Consider the following 14,919-nt stretch of genomic DNA (forward strand, 5'->3'; position numbering starts at 1 on the left):
CATGGTTATTTAATTGGTTAATGTTACATTTGTAGGTATGCCAGCACGTCGGTTTTCCAAAATTCAAAAGCGCAAAATAAATGTATTTCTGCGTTGCTTGGCGGTATCCTTTGTTGCTTGGTCCTTGTTCGCGATCTCCAGTACGTATGATTTTCTACAAATGTCGCGGGTTAGCTATGTGAACCTTCCTGAAGAAAGAGCATTTCACCCTTTGCAATCGGAGATGGTGCAAGTTCGTTTGCGCATGAGCGGATGGGATATTTTGGTCAAGAGATTTCAGCCCGACACGACGCGTTTAGAAGTTGATTTAGGTGGTCTGAAAACTAGAAATTTTATTGCATTCAGCAATCAGATTGGCTTTATAAACAAGCAATTTCCAGTCAATAAACAAGCCGTTTCTGTGATGCCAGATACTTTGTACTTCGATTTCTCGAAGCAAACGCAGAAGCGCGTGCCGGTGAAACCAGTATATGGCATCACCTATCGCAAGCAATATGGCATCGTTGGCGAAGTGCGGACAAACCCTGCCTTTGTGACCATTACGGGGCCAGCGGAGGATGTAGATGATATTGCTTACATAGAAACAGATAGTATCAAAGGAGAATTAGTGGATCACGATGTGCGAACGGTGAGTTATCTCAATCGTAAAAATAAAATGAACATCGCGATCTATCCCACTTTTGCAGAGGTTTTGATTCCTGTTGGCGAGATGACAGAGAAGATCATTGAGCTCCCCATTAGGGTGCAAAACGCAGAATCATATACTTCGGTGCGTACCATACCGGGAAAAGTGAAGGTAACTTTATTGGTTTCTCTTTTAGATTATAGCAAGTGGACTGCGCGCGATTTTGAAGCGGTAGCCGATGTGCAAGATTGGACACGCGGACGCGCGACGAGCTTGCCCATTCAACTCACTAAAATACCTCCATATTGTCAGGTTTTACGTATTGAACCGCAGAATATTGACTTTTTTGTACGTTTATAATTATGGGACTCAAAGTAGGAATAACGGGCGGTATTGGCGCTGGGAAGAGTATCGTTTGTCGACTGTTCAAGGTGCTAGGTATTCCGGTATATGACGCCGATCAAGAAGCGAAAAACATTATGGTAGAGGATGATTCTGTTATTGCATCGCTGAAAAAAGCTTTCGGAGAACAGGTGTATCAGGATTCTGGTGAACTAGATCGTGCGTACTTAGCTGAAATGGTCTTTAACGATAAGGCTAAGCTTGACGAACTGAATAGTATTGTACACCCCGCAGTGATTCGCGCTGGAGCGCTTTGGGCAGATTCGCAGGAAGGTGCTTATTCCTTGAAGGAAGCTGCGCTACTGTTTGAAAGTGGTTCGTACAAAAAGCTTGACTTCACCATTATGGTTACCGCAGATGAGGCGATTCGTATCGAGCGTGTGATGGAAAGGGATAAGGTGACAGAGCAACAAGTACGAGCACGCATGGAAAAACAGTGGCCAGATAGTCAGAAAACGCCGTTGGCCGATGCGATCATCATCAATGATGGCGTAGCATCGCTGATCTCGCAAGTGATGACAATACACGAGCGCTTAATAAACTATGAAAAGTAAAACCATTCTACCTGATTTTCTGGTAAAAAAGGGAGATGCCTATTATTGCCGTTACGGTGATTTTTATATCGATCCATTGTATCCTGTCAAGACGGCCATCGTCTCGCACGCGCATGGAGATCACGCTAGCCCCGGTCATTTGGATACTTATGCAACGCCATTTACAGTCGCATTTATGCAACAGCGCTTTCCAAAATATACGAGAGAAGCATATACAACTATTCCTTTCAATCAATCTTGGGAGCTCAATCATGTGCGGATCACATTAATACCAGCTGGACATATTTTGGGGTCGGCTCAGATTCTGATGGAATATCAAGATGTGCGCTACTTGTACACGGGAGATTATAAATTGCAGGAAGATCCGACCTGCGAACCGATCCAAATGGTGCAAGCTGATGTATTGATTACCGAGACGACATTTGCCGATCCAGACATTATACATCCAGATCCCGTGCAGGAAATACAGCAACTTAACGCGATCAACGGTAACATATTATTGGGCTGTTATACGCTCGGGAAATCGCAGCGCATCACCCATTTGCTGAATACGTATTGTCCGGATAAGGTCGTATTGTTGCATCATCGGATGACTATGGCACATCGACTGTACGATGAGTATGGTGCGGCAGCTTTGAATTATAAAGTGTACGGACGGAAGGATATGAAAGAAGGATTGGCCAATAAAGTGTATTTGGTGCCGCCATTAACCTTCAATAGTTACTTCCGAGCGACGAATGTGACACGGGTTTTTGCGTCGGGTTGGGCTAAATTGCAGCAGCATAATGATCTGTCTTTATACATTTCGGATCATGTGGATTGGGCTGATCTTTTGCACTATATTACGCTGGTAAAGCCTGTCGAAATCTGGACTATCCATGGTGATGGTTCTAAGCTGAAAATACATTTACAAGATCAGATCAATGTGCGAGATATTCAATCGGTTCCGCTGATTGCGGCAGGTATGGCCTAAATCAGTATCTAATCGATCAAACCTTTTTCAAATAACATCCATACGGGCGATTGCTCTCGTAATTTGTTGACAGCTTTTGTCATTTGCTGCACTACATGATCTACTTCTTCTCGTGTGGTATATTTGCTGAGCGATAGTCGGATGGTGCAACGCACGATATCTTCCGGCAAACCCATCGCGATTAATACATGCGAAGGTGCTGCACTGCCCACTACACATGCAGAGCCGGTAGAAAATGCGATATCTGGCAAACGACTAATTAATTCAGTAGCGAGCACATGTTTAATCGTGAGGTTGCTGGTATTGCCCAAGCGTGGAGAATCCGCACCATTGACAGAAATGTGCGTTATGGATTCCAATAGGGATGTTTCTAAGTAATCGCGCAAGGTAGCTACTGTTTTCCACTCATCTAATTGAATACCTTCAATAGCTGCTCCGAATCCAACTATAGCAGGCACATTATAGGTGCCACCTCGCAGTGCGCCTTCCTGATTACCACCAACGATTAAAGGTTCTATCTGGATCGGTTTGCTTTTGCGGCGACGCACATACAAAGCGCCAATGCCCTTCGGACCGTGAAATTTATGCGCACTTAGGCATAAGATGTCGATAGGGATTTGCGCTAAATTCAACGTATGTTGCTTACCTATATATTGCGTGGCATCGCAGAAAAATAAAATGCCATGTTGCTGGCATATTTCGGCGATCTCCGCTATGGGTTGTAACACGCCGGTTTCATTATTGGCCGCCATGATGCTCACCAAGATCGTTTCTGACGTGATTAACTGCTCCAATTGTGCTATTTCAATCTGTCCATTCGCTAAAACTGGTAAGTAGGTTACTTGGCAACCATTCTTTTCCATCTGCGCACAGGTTTCCAACACTGCTTTGTGTTCCGTCTTGCAAGTGATGATATGATTTCCGACGGAATGATATCGCGCTGCCACACCCTTTATAGCGATGTTGATCGCTTCTGTCGCGCCGCTGGTGAAAATCAATTCATTGGGGTCTTGGATGGAAAGTGCTTTTGAAATTTGCTGTCGCGCGAGCTGAATCGCTTCGTTGGATTGCCTGCCCAATCGATGTTGCGTGCTCGATGCGTTGCCATACGATTCTCTAAAATAGGGCATCATAGCGGCTAGCACATCCTCATCTACACGAGTTGTGGCATTGTTGTCCAAGTATATCATCCCATAAAAATAAGGTTTCTATACGAAGAAACCCGTTTGCCGAAAAGATAAACCTAGTCTTTGGATTGGATTAGCACATAATAGCGAAATGCTAAAATGGCCTGCTGAAATTTGGTCAATCCGGAAGGATCTAATTGGCTGTAGCTTGGTAGTACAGCCTTGTTCACTCTGTTTAGGAAACCGAAAAATTGCTTTTTCATGCGCGGTGGTTTTTAACAATGATAACACCACCATCGCCGAAAATGTTTTAAGAGCTTACAGGGACTACGGTTTTGCTACTTAATAGTTTATAATAAAAAGCAATGAGCGCTCCGATAGTCGCCATCCCGATACCCACCAGTAAAGGCGAATTGTAAGCCATGCCATACAACACCGGAATCCCGCCTAGATACGCACCTAAGGTATTTCCCATATTAAATGCGGCCTGCCCACCAGCGGCTGCCAATGTTTCGGCACCGCGTGCCGAATTAATAAGCGTGATCTGCAATGGTGAACCGATCGTAAAGGAAATCATTCCCGTCAGGAAAGCCAAGAAATAAGCCAAGTACTCTATATGAATAGTGAAGTAGACCAACACTAAGCATGCGGCCATAGATGAAAAACAAACGATAGAAGCTCGTACCGATCCAATACTATCCGAAAGGCGTCCGCCCAGAAAATTGCCGACAACCATGCCTAATCCGACCAATGCCATAATGTAACTCACATGCTCTTCTGGTAGATTTGCAACTTCGGTCATCAATGGTGAAATGTACGACATCCAAGCAAACAAGCCACCGGTACCGATAGAAATCATGGCGATTAAGATCCACGCTTCTTTGGTTGCAAAGTATTTCAACTGTTTGTACATGTTTTCAGCTTGATAATTAACTACTTTAGGAAGCCAAAGGAAAACGGTGACCATCGTTGCCAATCCACAAAGACTGATAATGCCGTACGTCCAACGCCAAGAATAATGATGACCAATGTACGTGCCGAGCGGTACGCCAAACAGATTGGCCAGCGTCATTCCTGTAAACATGATGGAGATGGCTTGCGCTTCTTTGCCTTTGGTGGCCAACTGTGTGGCTACGACCGAGCCTACACCGAAGAATGCACCGTGCGGTAAGCCGGATAAAAATCGTGTAATCATCAAAGAATTGTAATCTGGCATGATGGCAAACAGCGCATTGAACACCACAAAAAGCAGCATCAAAAATAAAAGTACATTCTTTGGTTGGTATTTGCTAGTGAATAAGACCAACGTGGGCGCTCCTACTACAACTCCTAAAGCATAGATAGCGATAAGATGCGCGGTGGTAGGAATGCTAATATTCTGATCTAAGGCAATATCCTGCAATATGCCCATGATGGTAAATTCGGTCATTCCGATCGCAAATGATCCGAATGCAAGAGATATTAAACTTTTCTTCAACATGTGGTAGGACTCTATATTGTATGATTTTAGATGATGCGGCGATAAGCTCACCCTTCTAAATTCGGAAGCAAATGTAAAGGTATTTGTCTGCTCCTGCAATACGGATTTTAGATCGTATTCATTTGCAGCAACGCGGATTGTATTTTACCAATACAAGTCGTCATTTCGCCTTCATCCATTCGTCCAAATCCGATGCGCATTCCAGCGATGTCCTTGTGTTGGTACAGTAGATTTCTAGGAATATGCAGGCCTTGTTTTTCGCATTGCGTGGCTAATTGAGATAGATTTATACGACGATTCCAGATTGTCCAGACGGCAAGACCGCCACGCGGCGATTCGAATTGCAGGTAATCAGAAAGTCGACTTTGTAATAGATTCACCAAATGCGCACGCCTTTGTTCATAAATCTTTAATGATTTCTTCGCATAGCGATTGATCTCGCCCTCGGCAATCATTTCCCCAAGAGCCAATTCCATGGTGATGTCACCCTGTCTATCAATAATGCCTAGATATTTGCGCATTTCCGCAATAATATCACATGGCGCTACGGTAAATCCTGTGCGGAAACCGGGTGCAAGCGTTTTTCCAAACGAGCCGAGGTAAATCACCATGCCATCTGTATCGGCACTGGCCATCGGTAAAATGGGTTGCTGATCATAGCGAAATTCGTAGTCATAATCATCTTCCACAATTGCAAATCCAAATTCCTGCGCTAATGCTAACAATTCCACTCGACGTTGTGCGCTCAACGTCACTGTAGTAGGGTAGTGATGGTGGGAGGTCACATACACCATTCTTACTTTCTCTTTTTGACATAAGGCGCGAATCCCCTCGGTATCCAAACCCTGCGCATCGACTGGTACCGTTTTCATCCGTGCACCAGACTCCTGAAAAATCATATTGGTAGCAAAGTAACTCAGCGCACCGACTACCACGATATCTCCTGGAGAAAGTATGACTTTGGAAATGATATATAAACTCATCTCGGTACTTCTGGTCACCAGAATATTCTGTTCACTGATGCGTAATCCGCGCGATTGATGCAGGTAGGTGCTCAATTGCTCCTTGAAATACTCGCTACCTTCGCTTGTGTAGCGATCGAGCTTCTTGATATTGCTCTTCCGCTTCAGGTTCGCTGAATAAAAAGTAGATAATTGATTGATCTGGGTGAGCCGAATGTCTGGGGCACCATCATCTAAGGTGAATTCACTGACGGTTTGTGTCCAAGGATTGTCCAAAATGTTGGATTTTTTGAATGCAAATCCGACCCGAGTGGGATACTGCTGTTTGTGCGAAGCTACATCTTCCGTATGAAGTGGAGAGCCAACTGTGAGCTTATTACTGAGTACAAAAACACCTCTATTTGGATGTGTTTCTACCCAACCTTGTGATTCCAATTCTTGAAAAGCGGCCACTACCGTTTGCCGATGCACTTTCAATAATATGCTCATACTGCGCGATCCAGGTAGTTTGCTGCCTTCACGCAACATCCCGCGCTGAATCGCGTTGGCGATCTGCTCTACAATCTGCAAGTAGATATCTTTCGTTGCGGATCGGTCGATCGACAAGGATGTAAGTATAGGATTTGTGACCGGACTAGTCATCATATAAAAAATGGTACAGTTTTGTAGTCCGGCAATATACTACATTTGCAGCACTTAAAATAAATACATGAGTCAAACTGTGAAGCGAGTGCGAACTACACCGTCTAAAAAAATGAAAAGTATCATAGCTATTGCGGGTTTGCTAACGTGCTCCACCGCTTTTGGTCAAATAAGTCGCCGAGATACCGCTCAAATTTCCGAAGTTATTATTCAGGAAAATAGATTACAAGTGCCCTTTAATAAGAATAGCCGTCATATTGAAATTATTACCTACGAGGAAATTCGGCGGATGCCAGTACGTACGATCAACGAAGTATTGACTCACATCAACGGCGTTGATCTGCGACAGCGCGGTCCATTTGGTGCGCAAGCAGATATTGGAATTGATGGTGGGAGTTTCGATCAAACGCTGGTTTTGGTCAATGGAATTAAGATGAGTGATCCACAGACAGGTCATCATAGTTTGAATCTTCCGATACCTTTAGAAGCGATAGAGCGGATCGAAGTAGTTCGTGGGCCAACCTCTCGTATTTATGGGATCAATGGATTGACGGGATCTATCAACATCGTGACGCGCCAAGCTGCATCCTCCGAGATTTTTGCGCAATCGTATGCCGGCTCTTCTTTCAAATCGGTGGAAGAAGAAGCGGGAAGGTCAGGTATTTATTATGGCATGGGACATCAGTTGGGCGGACAGTTCGTTCGAGAAAAACATCAGCATCAGCTCTATCTCACGACAGAAAAGAGTAATGGTCAACGTTACAATACAGCTTCTGAATCTTTCCGAGCTTTCTATGAAAATAAAATGCAATTAAGCGCGCAAGATGAAATCCAAGTAATGGGTGGATACATCGACAATAAATTTGGGGCTAATGGATTTTATGCGGCACCTGGCGATGTGGAATCGGAGGAGGTGGTACGCACCGCTATTGCCGCAATTAGCTCGCGACACGATCTTAATGATCGATTGCGCATCAGTCCGCGGCTGAGCTACCGCAATAACACAGATGATTACCGTTATTTCCGAAATGACCTTTCGCGTGCTCGCAGTGAGCACGAAACCGATGTCTGGTCGGCAGAGTTAAATGCGCGCTATCATACCAATTTGGGTGATGTGGGTGTCGGAGCAGAATCGCGTTGGGAGCGCATCGAAAGCACCAATATTGGTAATCATCGCAGACAAAATCATGGTTACTATGCAGAGTTCAGAACAGAATACATTCAGGATATATTGCTCAACATTGGAACGTATGTAAATTATAATTCACAATATGGTTGGCAGGCTTTTCCAGGCATTGATGTGGCGTATCATTTTCTGCCGCAGTGGCGTATCGCTGCCAATGTTGGTTCTAGCCAACGTATTCCTTCTTTTACGGATCTATATCTCGATCAGCGTCCCGGTAATATCGGAAATGCAGATTTGCAATCGGAAAATGCGTGGCAAGCCGAAGGAAGTCTTCGTTATCAGATCGGAAACTTCACGGCACAGGCAGGCTATTTTTATCGTAATGTCGCGCAGTTTATTGATTGGCAGAGAAGCAGCATAGACGAGCCTTACCAAGCAATGAATGTAGATAACAATCGCATGCGCGGATTGCATTTCTCGTCGGAATATGGGCAACCTTTGAGCGATCGCGCGGAGATCAAAGTGCGACTTGGCTATACCTATCTCAATCCGCGTGTGGCATCTACCACAGACGGTGTGATATCACGCTATCGGATCGAAAACCTGAAACATCAACTCAATAGCACCATCTCTTTAGGCGTAGATGCTTGGACATTCTCGACAACAAATCGATTTATCGAACGTGCATCTGCTACGGCTTACGTGATTTCGGATCTACGTGCTGCGTATCAGATCGGTTCGTTTACCGTATTTGCTGATCTGCAAAATTTGTGGGACGTCACGTATGTGGAAGCAGGAGCTGTACCAATGCCGGGGCGTTGGCAAACGCTGGGCTTGCGATATACCAAGCGTTAAGTTAATGCCACTCTTGTCGACCGAGCGACGTATCGGTCGGCAAGAGCTGTGCGGTATCTCGCACAGTGGTAGGGGAGATACTTTTTAAATTTTGAAGCGTTGGTTGTCCTGCATCTACCCAAGCCGAGTACCAATAGGAACCTACTAGATGAATAGAAGATCGCAGCCTTCGCTCGACCATGCCATTCAACGCTGCATGATATGCCGTAGCATAATGATCGGAATAATGTAGTCCAAGTACATTATTTCGCGTAAGATACGCGCGCTGTAGATTGGCGGGGATTTTTATAGAAAGTTCTTTCTCCACCAGCAGAACCGAATCAACCAGTTCGTAACTCTGTTTTACGATGTCCCAAGCTGTTTCTAAAGGGTCGGCGATGTACTTGGCTTTGCCAACCAGCAGATCATAATCTGTAGAAAACATTTCGGGCAATCGGGTTTCCCAAAACGCGTGAATGCCTATCTGATCTGTGTACTGGCCATTATAATTGGCGGTGGTGTGCAGCGGTACGTGCGCATCCGCGATATAGTGGCCTAAATCTGCTACATTTCTTATAATACGAGATAGGTCTTTTTCGGAGAATGCACTTACCAAGTTGCGATATGAACGATCAATTTGCCAGGGCACGATACCACGCGCATTCATCACCCTTTCCTGATATTTTTCTTTGGCTTTCGACCAATGGATCGGAATAGAGTCAGGCACTTCATCATAGCGATCCAAGTCGATAAAATGCCTAACGGATTCTGCAGAATCGACATAGCGACGCTTATCCGGGTCAATCGATCGTTCGGTGATTGTTTTAATGTGTTCTTTAAAAAATGCAGCAAGCTCCGTCGGAAGCGTATATACAGCTGTCTGATTGATAAGACGATGAGCAAAAAATCCCCAAGAACTGCATAATACAGCTAGCATTATCCCAACAAAAGCGATCAGCAACCTATTCATAATTAAGCGAATTTACATATTAAATACTGCTTAATGTATTGTTTTAAGAAAATTAATTTCTTTAAAACTTCATTCTTTCCATCGGATGGTATGGTATGCTGCGTCCCAAAATTGATATTCCAGCTGTGAAGCTTTTTCAAAAGCCAGCCACATGTGTATTTGGATTCTTTCTGTCGTGTTATCAGCCATTTTATCTGCGAAGGCAATCGCTTTTTTCACGCCTTCGGCGAAATCGTCGCCGCTGTATGTATCAATCCACGCTTGATACGGATTATTCGATTTGGCGTTTGCTAAAATATAATCACCCACCGCCTTATAAATCCAGAAGCAAGGTAGGACGGCTGCGATAGCCACTTCAATCGGCTCGAATGCCGCGGTGCTTTTCAAGTAATGGATATAGTGATGGCATATCGGCTGTATAGCGCTATCTTCATGAGCATCTTTCACGCTGAATTGTTTAAAATAGGTCTCATGCAGCGCCTTTTCTACGATCAGTGCGTTTTTCCCGAAGTCAAAAAATTGCATCGCTTGTTCATTTTCTCCGCTCTTACTACCAATATAGGCTAGCACGCGACCAAATTGTTCGAGATAGCGGGCATCTTGCTGCATGTAAAATTGAAATTTTTCCAATGGCAATGTACCGTCTTTCAATTCCTGAATGAACGGCATGGCGATGATATGATCGTAAAGTGCGGAAATATTAGTCCATGCTTGATTGCTCCAGCGCATAAGTATGTAGTTTTTGAGGGTTATGAAAATGATTAAGTGGACCAGATCCTTTTCCAATTCGCAAATCTGCGCTGGATAGTAGTGCGGTGTACACGTAGTTCAATGCTTTGGGCACAGCTGTTTCCAACACGTCTCCCATTGCTAAAAAAGTAGCAATAGCACTAGAAAGTGTACAGCCTGATCCGTGCGTGTTCTTCGTTTCAATCCGTTCCGAATGATAGGATTGCACGGGCTTTTGCTGTTGTAATAGCAAACTAGTCAGCTGTGAGCCGGCAAGATGGCCGCCTTTGGCCAATACAGCTTGCGCGCCACTTTGGATGAGTTGTTGCGCCGCGATTGCCATCTCCGACACCGTTTGGATTTCTTTATCCACCAAGACACCCAATTCATCCAAATTGGGAGTTATGATCGTCGCTCTCGGAAATAGCAGTTCTACGCAAGCAGCAATCGTATCTTCTTGGATGAGTTGATGACCACTGGTAGAAACCATGACCGGATCGAATACGATCGATCCCCTATAATCCTGTAATTCGGTATGAATACAGCGCACTAGCTCGACCGAATGTACCATGCCGATTTTGATGGCGTCGGGATAAATGTCTTCAAAGATAGCTTTAAGCTGATCTTTGACGGCCTGAGTCGGGATATCGTAGATTTGGCGAACGCCTTGTGTGTTTTGCACGGGCAAAGCCGTTAGCACATTCATCGCATATGCGCCAAGCGCAGATATGGTTTTGGTATCGGCTTGTATGCCTGCACCGCCACTTCCATCAAATCCAGCAATACTTAATACGGTGGGAACTTGGTATTTTTCCATGTTGTTTATCCGAAGTCAGAAAATTAATAAAACGGAATACCATGGAAAAAATGGAAACAGATCTTGGCAGATCTGCTACGCGCTTTTCCCTACGTCGGTATGATCCGAATCAGGTTCGAAGGGACTGTCTCAATTCTTATGAAAGAATACCCCTAAAGCCACTCAAATATATTAAAAATATCGATCAATACTGGTAAACTGCTATATTTTATCGATAGTTTACGAATTTGTAATATTTAGCTTTAAATTTTCTTTTAAGTGTTTTTAGTTAAATATTAAGAATTATTTAACATTAAAGTAATGTTGCTAATCGATATTTGACTGCGAAAACAAATAATGATTATGAAACTTAAATTAATTGTCGCTTTACTCTTTTTTACTGTTATTTCTATCGCGCAAGCGCAGATTACCAGTTCCACGATTTCAGGACGGGCAACGGATGAAAATGGTAAACCTTTGCCGGGTGTGTCTATTCTTGTTACTAATAATGGAAATGGTGCCAGTTATACGTCTACCACGAATGCGGAAGGGCGCTATACAATTGCTAATCTCAATCCAGGTGGCCCCTATACGCTACAAGCTACATTCATTGGCTTAGCAACAGATGTGATTACCAATGCCAGTTTGAGTTTAGGATTATCTAATTACAATTTTGTACTGCAAGAAGAGTCGGCACGGATAGAAGATGTGGTAATTAATGGTAGAGTGAATCATAATGTGAGAGGCGGTACGCGAATCAATGAGGCGCAGATTAAGAGAATGCCATCCATTAGCCGTAGTTTGCAGGATTTCACACGTACCACGCCGCAAAGTTCCAATAACTCTTTTATGGGAACCAATTTCCGGTACAATAATGTGACCTTAGATGGAGCTATTAATAACGATGCGATCGGTTTTAGTCCGTCCTTGGGTGGACAAGGAAATACTTCCGGACAACCGGGTAGCAGTACACGTACCAACCCCGTTTCGCTGGATGCGATTCAAGATATCCAAGTATATTTGGCGCCATTTGACGTAAAGATCGGAAACTTTCTAGGCGGAAGTATCAATGCGGTTACACGTAGCGGATCTAATGAGGTAACAGGATCGGTGTATGCTTTTGGACGAAATGCGACGATTACCGGTCGGAATCGTGCTGGAGATAATTCCAGATTACCATCATCATTTTATGAATACCAGACTGGTTTTCGTTTGGGCTTTCCAATCATTCGCAATAAGCTGTTTTTCTTCACTAATCAGGAAATTACGCGAAGACAGGATCCGGTTATTTTGGCAGCGGGCTCGGAAGATATGCCCGTCATTAACCTAGAACAGGCACAGCAAATTACTGATTATTTATCTAGTCGTTATAATCTCGATGCTGGTGATTATGGGGATTACAATACCTACTCCCGCTCGAACAAATTCTTCAATCGCTTGGATTGGATCATCAATAATAAACACAACCTATCGATACGCAATAATACGATCCTTTCCCAAGCAACCAACTTAGAGCGTGACCAGCAAAATTTCCGTTTCGGGAGCATAGATTTTCGACAAGTGAACAATCAAAATTCTACGGTAGCCGAGTTGAAAAGTCATTTCAATAGCGCGATGTCCAATAGTTTTTTGTTAGGGTATTCTAATATTCACGATTACAGAAGACCATCTTCCGATCCGGCATTCCCACAGATAGAAATCTCCTCTGGCGGAGGAACGATCTTTTTAGGAACAGATAGAGAGGCGAGTATTTTTGACCTGCGACAACGAACGTTTGAACTCACCAATAACTTCACTTGGATCAAGGATAATCATCAATTTACGTTTGGCACGCACAACGAGTTTTATAATATCGATTATGGATTTGTCAATGGTTGGAATGGTCGAATTAATTATGGTAGTGTTAATGCTTTTCTAAACAATCAACCGAACCGTGTACGTACTAATTTCAATTATGAAGATAATACGCGAGAAAATATCATTGACAATCCACCCGCTCAATTTCGGGTAAATCTGTATAGTTTATACGCACAAGATGATATACAGATCGGACAGAATTTGCGTTTATCACCCGGAATAAGGTTTGATCTTGCTCAAATGCCTACCAAACCTAGTCTGAGCGCCAAAACGACAGAATCTCCAATCGATCCGCAGTATGGTACTACCTTCACCTACACACAGCCTTCAGCCATTCGTAATGAATTTCTGGGTCAGATCCAAGTATCTCCGCGAGTAGGTTTTAATTATGATGTGTTTGGTACGAATCAATTAATCATGCGCGGAGGTACAGGCATATTTACCGGAAGAATTCCCTTCGCTTGGCTAGGTTATGCGTATTACAACAATGGAGATAGCTACGGTGCATTTGACAGGCGATATACCTATAACGGTGATAATCCGGTTATGCCTGCGCCTGGCTCGGATCCAATTTTCGATTCGATGACGGGTGAAGGTACTGCTGGATTTGTTCGAAATCAGGGCGTAAATCCTAATAACGCTTTGGGAGCTACGCAAGTAGATTTGATTGATAATAATTTTAAAATGCCGCAAGCTTGGCGAAGCCATTTAGCATTTGATTACTTGACCGAAGATCGATGGAAATTCACGTTAGAAGGTATCTATACCAAGGTGATCAACGATTTGCAATTCACTTATGTCAATTTGAAGGATAATCCAATCTACTTACCCTATGATACTGATCGCCAACAACCGATTTATAGACCAGTAGATGGTTCGCAAGCAATAAATCCGTTGTATACCAATGCTTATTTATTATCAAATACCAATAAAGGACATCGCTATAGCATTACCGGTCAGGTGGCAAAGAGTTTTTCGATGGGATTTGATTTGATGGCAGCCTACACGTACGGCCAGTCTAAAGATATTACCAATGGTATTCGTAATTCGATGGAATCTAATTGGCAGCTCAATCAAGCGCTCAATCCTAATGATCCGCAACTCGCTTATTCCAATTTTGATATCCGTCATCGTATCGTAAGTACGATGAACTATAGAACAGAGTGGATGAGTAAGGGAAAATATGTATCTAATTTTTCGCTATTTTTTAATGCACAATCCGGACTACCATACACGCTGGGATTTGTAAACAGCACGATCAATGGTACAGCACAAAACATCAGTCTGGCCTACATTCCATCACTGGAGGAGACTGCGATGTTTTTTGCACAAACCGATGCTGGGAGAGCACAGGCAGCCGCTTTCGATGCATATATCGATGGGGATAGCTATCTGCGAGGCCGACGCGGAAACTTTACAGAGCGTAACGGAGCACGTACTCCATGGAACTATCAGGCCGACTTTAGATTCTCGCAAGATTTCAATTTCACTAGAGAAGGCCGTCGTACACAAACACTGACATTCACGTATGACATCATCAATCTGACCAATCTCTTAAGTAGAAATTGGGGCATTCAGTATTTCTCTCCCAATACGTTCAATTCTACATCGAGTGTCGGTCTATCATCGGGCACCGCTGGAACGGCTACGACTTATCCTATTTACACATTTGACCAAGGTAACGTAACTGACTATTCGCGCGATTTCTTTGCATCGCGCTGGCAAATGCAGTTCGGATTGCGTTACAGCTTTTAATGAATTGCTTGGATTGAGCTAGGCCGCTTTTTGTATCCGGTAACTTAACAATACGAGATCCCGAAGATTGTCTCTCTTGAACAATCT

General features: G+C 43.7%; 12 protein-coding genes and 1 riboswitch. Of the genes, 5 read left to right on the forward strand and 7 right to left on the reverse strand.

Annotated features, from left to right (window positions below):
• Positions 1–37: 37 nt before the first annotated feature.
• The 3 genes from AC3IRT_RS05960 to AC3IRT_RS05970 are packed head-to-tail and all read left to right on the forward strand — an operon-like array spanning position 38 to position 2,554.
• Positions 38–985 (forward strand): CdaR family protein, encoded by a 948-nt coding sequence (locus tag AC3IRT_RS05960; RefSeq protein ID WP_489395495.1) that lies wholly within the window; start codon positions 38–40, stop codon positions 983–985.
• Positions 986–987: 2 nt separating this feature from the next.
• Complete coding sequence (coaE, locus tag AC3IRT_RS05965; protein WP_489395496.1) at positions 988–1,581, forward strand: dephospho-CoA kinase; 594 nt, start codon at positions 988–990, stop codon at positions 1,579–1,581.
• Positions 1,571–2,554 carry an MBL fold metallo-hydrolase gene (locus tag AC3IRT_RS05970; protein WP_489395497.1) on the forward strand — a complete coding sequence of 328 codons (984 nt, stop codon included), beginning with the start codon at positions 1,571–1,573 and terminating at the stop codon, positions 2,552–2,554. The genes coaE and AC3IRT_RS05970 overlap by 11 nt, the downstream gene beginning before the upstream one ends.
• A gap of 8 nt (positions 2,555–2,562) precedes the next feature.
• On the opposite strand, the gene AC3IRT_RS05975 is transcribed toward AC3IRT_RS05970, so the two are convergent.
• The 4 genes from AC3IRT_RS05975 to AC3IRT_RS05990 form a co-directional block, all read right to left on the reverse strand.
• On the reverse strand, positions 2,563–3,744 hold the full coding sequence (locus AC3IRT_RS05975; RefSeq protein WP_489395498.1) for a cysteine desulfurase family protein: 1,182 nt from the start codon (positions 3,742–3,744) through the stop codon (positions 2,563–2,565).
• Positions 3,745–3,797: 53 nt separating this feature from the next.
• Complete coding sequence (locus AC3IRT_RS05980; RefSeq protein ID WP_489395499.1) at positions 3,798–3,944, reverse strand: hypothetical protein; 147 nt, start codon at positions 3,942–3,944, stop codon at positions 3,798–3,800.
• A gap of 47 nt (positions 3,945–3,991) precedes the next feature.
• Positions 3,992–5,161: an MFS transporter gene (locus tag AC3IRT_RS05985; protein ID WP_489395500.1), complete on the reverse strand. Its 1,170-nt coding sequence runs from the start codon at positions 5,159–5,161 to the stop codon at positions 3,992–3,994.
• A gap of 107 nt (positions 5,162–5,268) precedes the next feature.
• A complete protein-coding gene (locus tag AC3IRT_RS05990) occupies positions 5,269–6,768 on the reverse strand; it encodes an aminotransferase-like domain-containing protein (RefSeq protein WP_489395501.1) in 1,500 nt (499 codons plus the stop codon).
• A 109-nt stretch (positions 6,769–6,877) separates the two neighbouring features.
• Between AC3IRT_RS05990 and AC3IRT_RS05995 the strand changes: the two genes are divergently transcribed.
• Positions 6,878–8,746, forward strand: a complete 1,869-nt coding sequence (locus tag AC3IRT_RS05995; RefSeq protein WP_489395502.1) for a TonB-dependent receptor plug domain-containing protein — start codon at positions 6,878–6,880, stop codon at positions 8,744–8,746.
• Between the two features lies 1 nt (position 8,747).
• Here AC3IRT_RS05995 and AC3IRT_RS06000 read toward each other — a convergent pair whose 3' ends face one another.
• From AC3IRT_RS06000 to thiD, 3 genes are all read right to left on the reverse strand, one after another.
• Entirely contained in the window at positions 8,748–9,695 is a 948-nt protein-coding gene (locus tag AC3IRT_RS06000; RefSeq protein WP_489395503.1) for a zinc dependent phospholipase C family protein, read from the reverse strand.
• A gap of 69 nt (positions 9,696–9,764) precedes the next feature.
• Complete coding sequence (gene tenA, locus AC3IRT_RS06005; protein ID WP_489395504.1) at positions 9,765–10,424, reverse strand: thiaminase II; 660 nt, start codon at positions 10,422–10,424, stop codon at positions 9,765–9,767.
• The gene (thiD, locus tag AC3IRT_RS06010; RefSeq protein WP_489395505.1) at positions 10,396–11,241 is read right to left on the reverse strand and encodes a bifunctional hydroxymethylpyrimidine kinase/phosphomethylpyrimidine kinase; all 846 of its coding nucleotides are present in this window, start codon (positions 11,239–11,241) and stop codon (positions 10,396–10,398) included. The genes tenA and thiD overlap by 29 nt, the downstream gene beginning before the upstream one ends.
• 69 nt (positions 11,242–11,310) lie before the next feature.
• Positions 11,311–11,405, reverse strand: a riboswitch (TPP riboswitch).
• A gap of 178 nt (positions 11,406–11,583) precedes the next feature.
• Here thiD and AC3IRT_RS06015 point away from each other — a divergent pair.
• Complete coding sequence (locus AC3IRT_RS06015; RefSeq protein ID WP_489395506.1) at positions 11,584–14,832, forward strand: TonB-dependent receptor; 3,249 nt, start codon at positions 11,584–11,586, stop codon at positions 14,830–14,832.
• Positions 14,833–14,919 lie beyond the last annotated feature (87 nt).

This window comes from Sphingobacterium sp. KH_072 (genome assembly GCF_057837975.1).

Bases quoted from the DNA above. Each gene is read 5' to 3' on its own strand.
- AC3IRT_RS05980 (WP_489395499.1), bottom strand. From the start codon at position 3,944: ATGAAAAAGCAATTTTTCGGTTTCCTAAACAGAGTGAACAAGGCTGTA.
- coaE (WP_489395496.1), top strand. From the start codon at position 988: ATGGGACTCAAAGTAGGAATAACGGGCGGTATTGGCGCTGGGAAGAGT.
- tenA (WP_489395504.1), bottom strand. From the start codon at position 10,424: ATGCGCTGGAGCAATCAAGCATGGACTAATATTTCCGCACTTTACGAT.
- AC3IRT_RS05975 (WP_489395498.1), bottom strand. From the start codon at position 3,744: ATGATATACTTGGACAACAATGCCACAACTCGTGTAGATGAGGATGTG.
- AC3IRT_RS05995 (WP_489395502.1), top strand. From the start codon at position 6,878: ATGAAAAGTATCATAGCTATTGCGGGTTTGCTAACGTGCTCCACCGCT.
- AC3IRT_RS05990 (WP_489395501.1), bottom strand. From the start codon at position 6,768: ATGATGACTAGTCCGGTCACAAATCCTATACTTACATCCTTGTCGATC.
- thiD (WP_489395505.1), bottom strand. From the start codon at position 11,241: ATGGAAAAATACCAAGTTCCCACCGTATTAAGTATTGCTGGATTTGAT.
- AC3IRT_RS05985 (WP_489395500.1), bottom strand. From the start codon at position 5,161: ATGTTGAAGAAAAGTTTAATATCTCTTGCATTCGGATCATTTGCGATC.
- AC3IRT_RS06000 (WP_489395503.1), bottom strand. From the start codon at position 9,695: ATGAATAGGTTGCTGATCGCTTTTGTTGGGATAATGCTAGCTGTATTA.
- AC3IRT_RS05960 (WP_489395495.1), top strand. From the start codon at position 38: ATGCCAGCACGTCGGTTTTCCAAAATTCAAAAGCGCAAAATAAATGTA.
- AC3IRT_RS05970 (WP_489395497.1), top strand. From the start codon at position 1,571: ATGAAAAGTAAAACCATTCTACCTGATTTTCTGGTAAAAAAGGGAGAT.
- AC3IRT_RS06015 (WP_489395506.1), top strand. From the start codon at position 11,584: ATGAAACTTAAATTAATTGTCGCTTTACTCTTTTTTACTGTTATTTCT.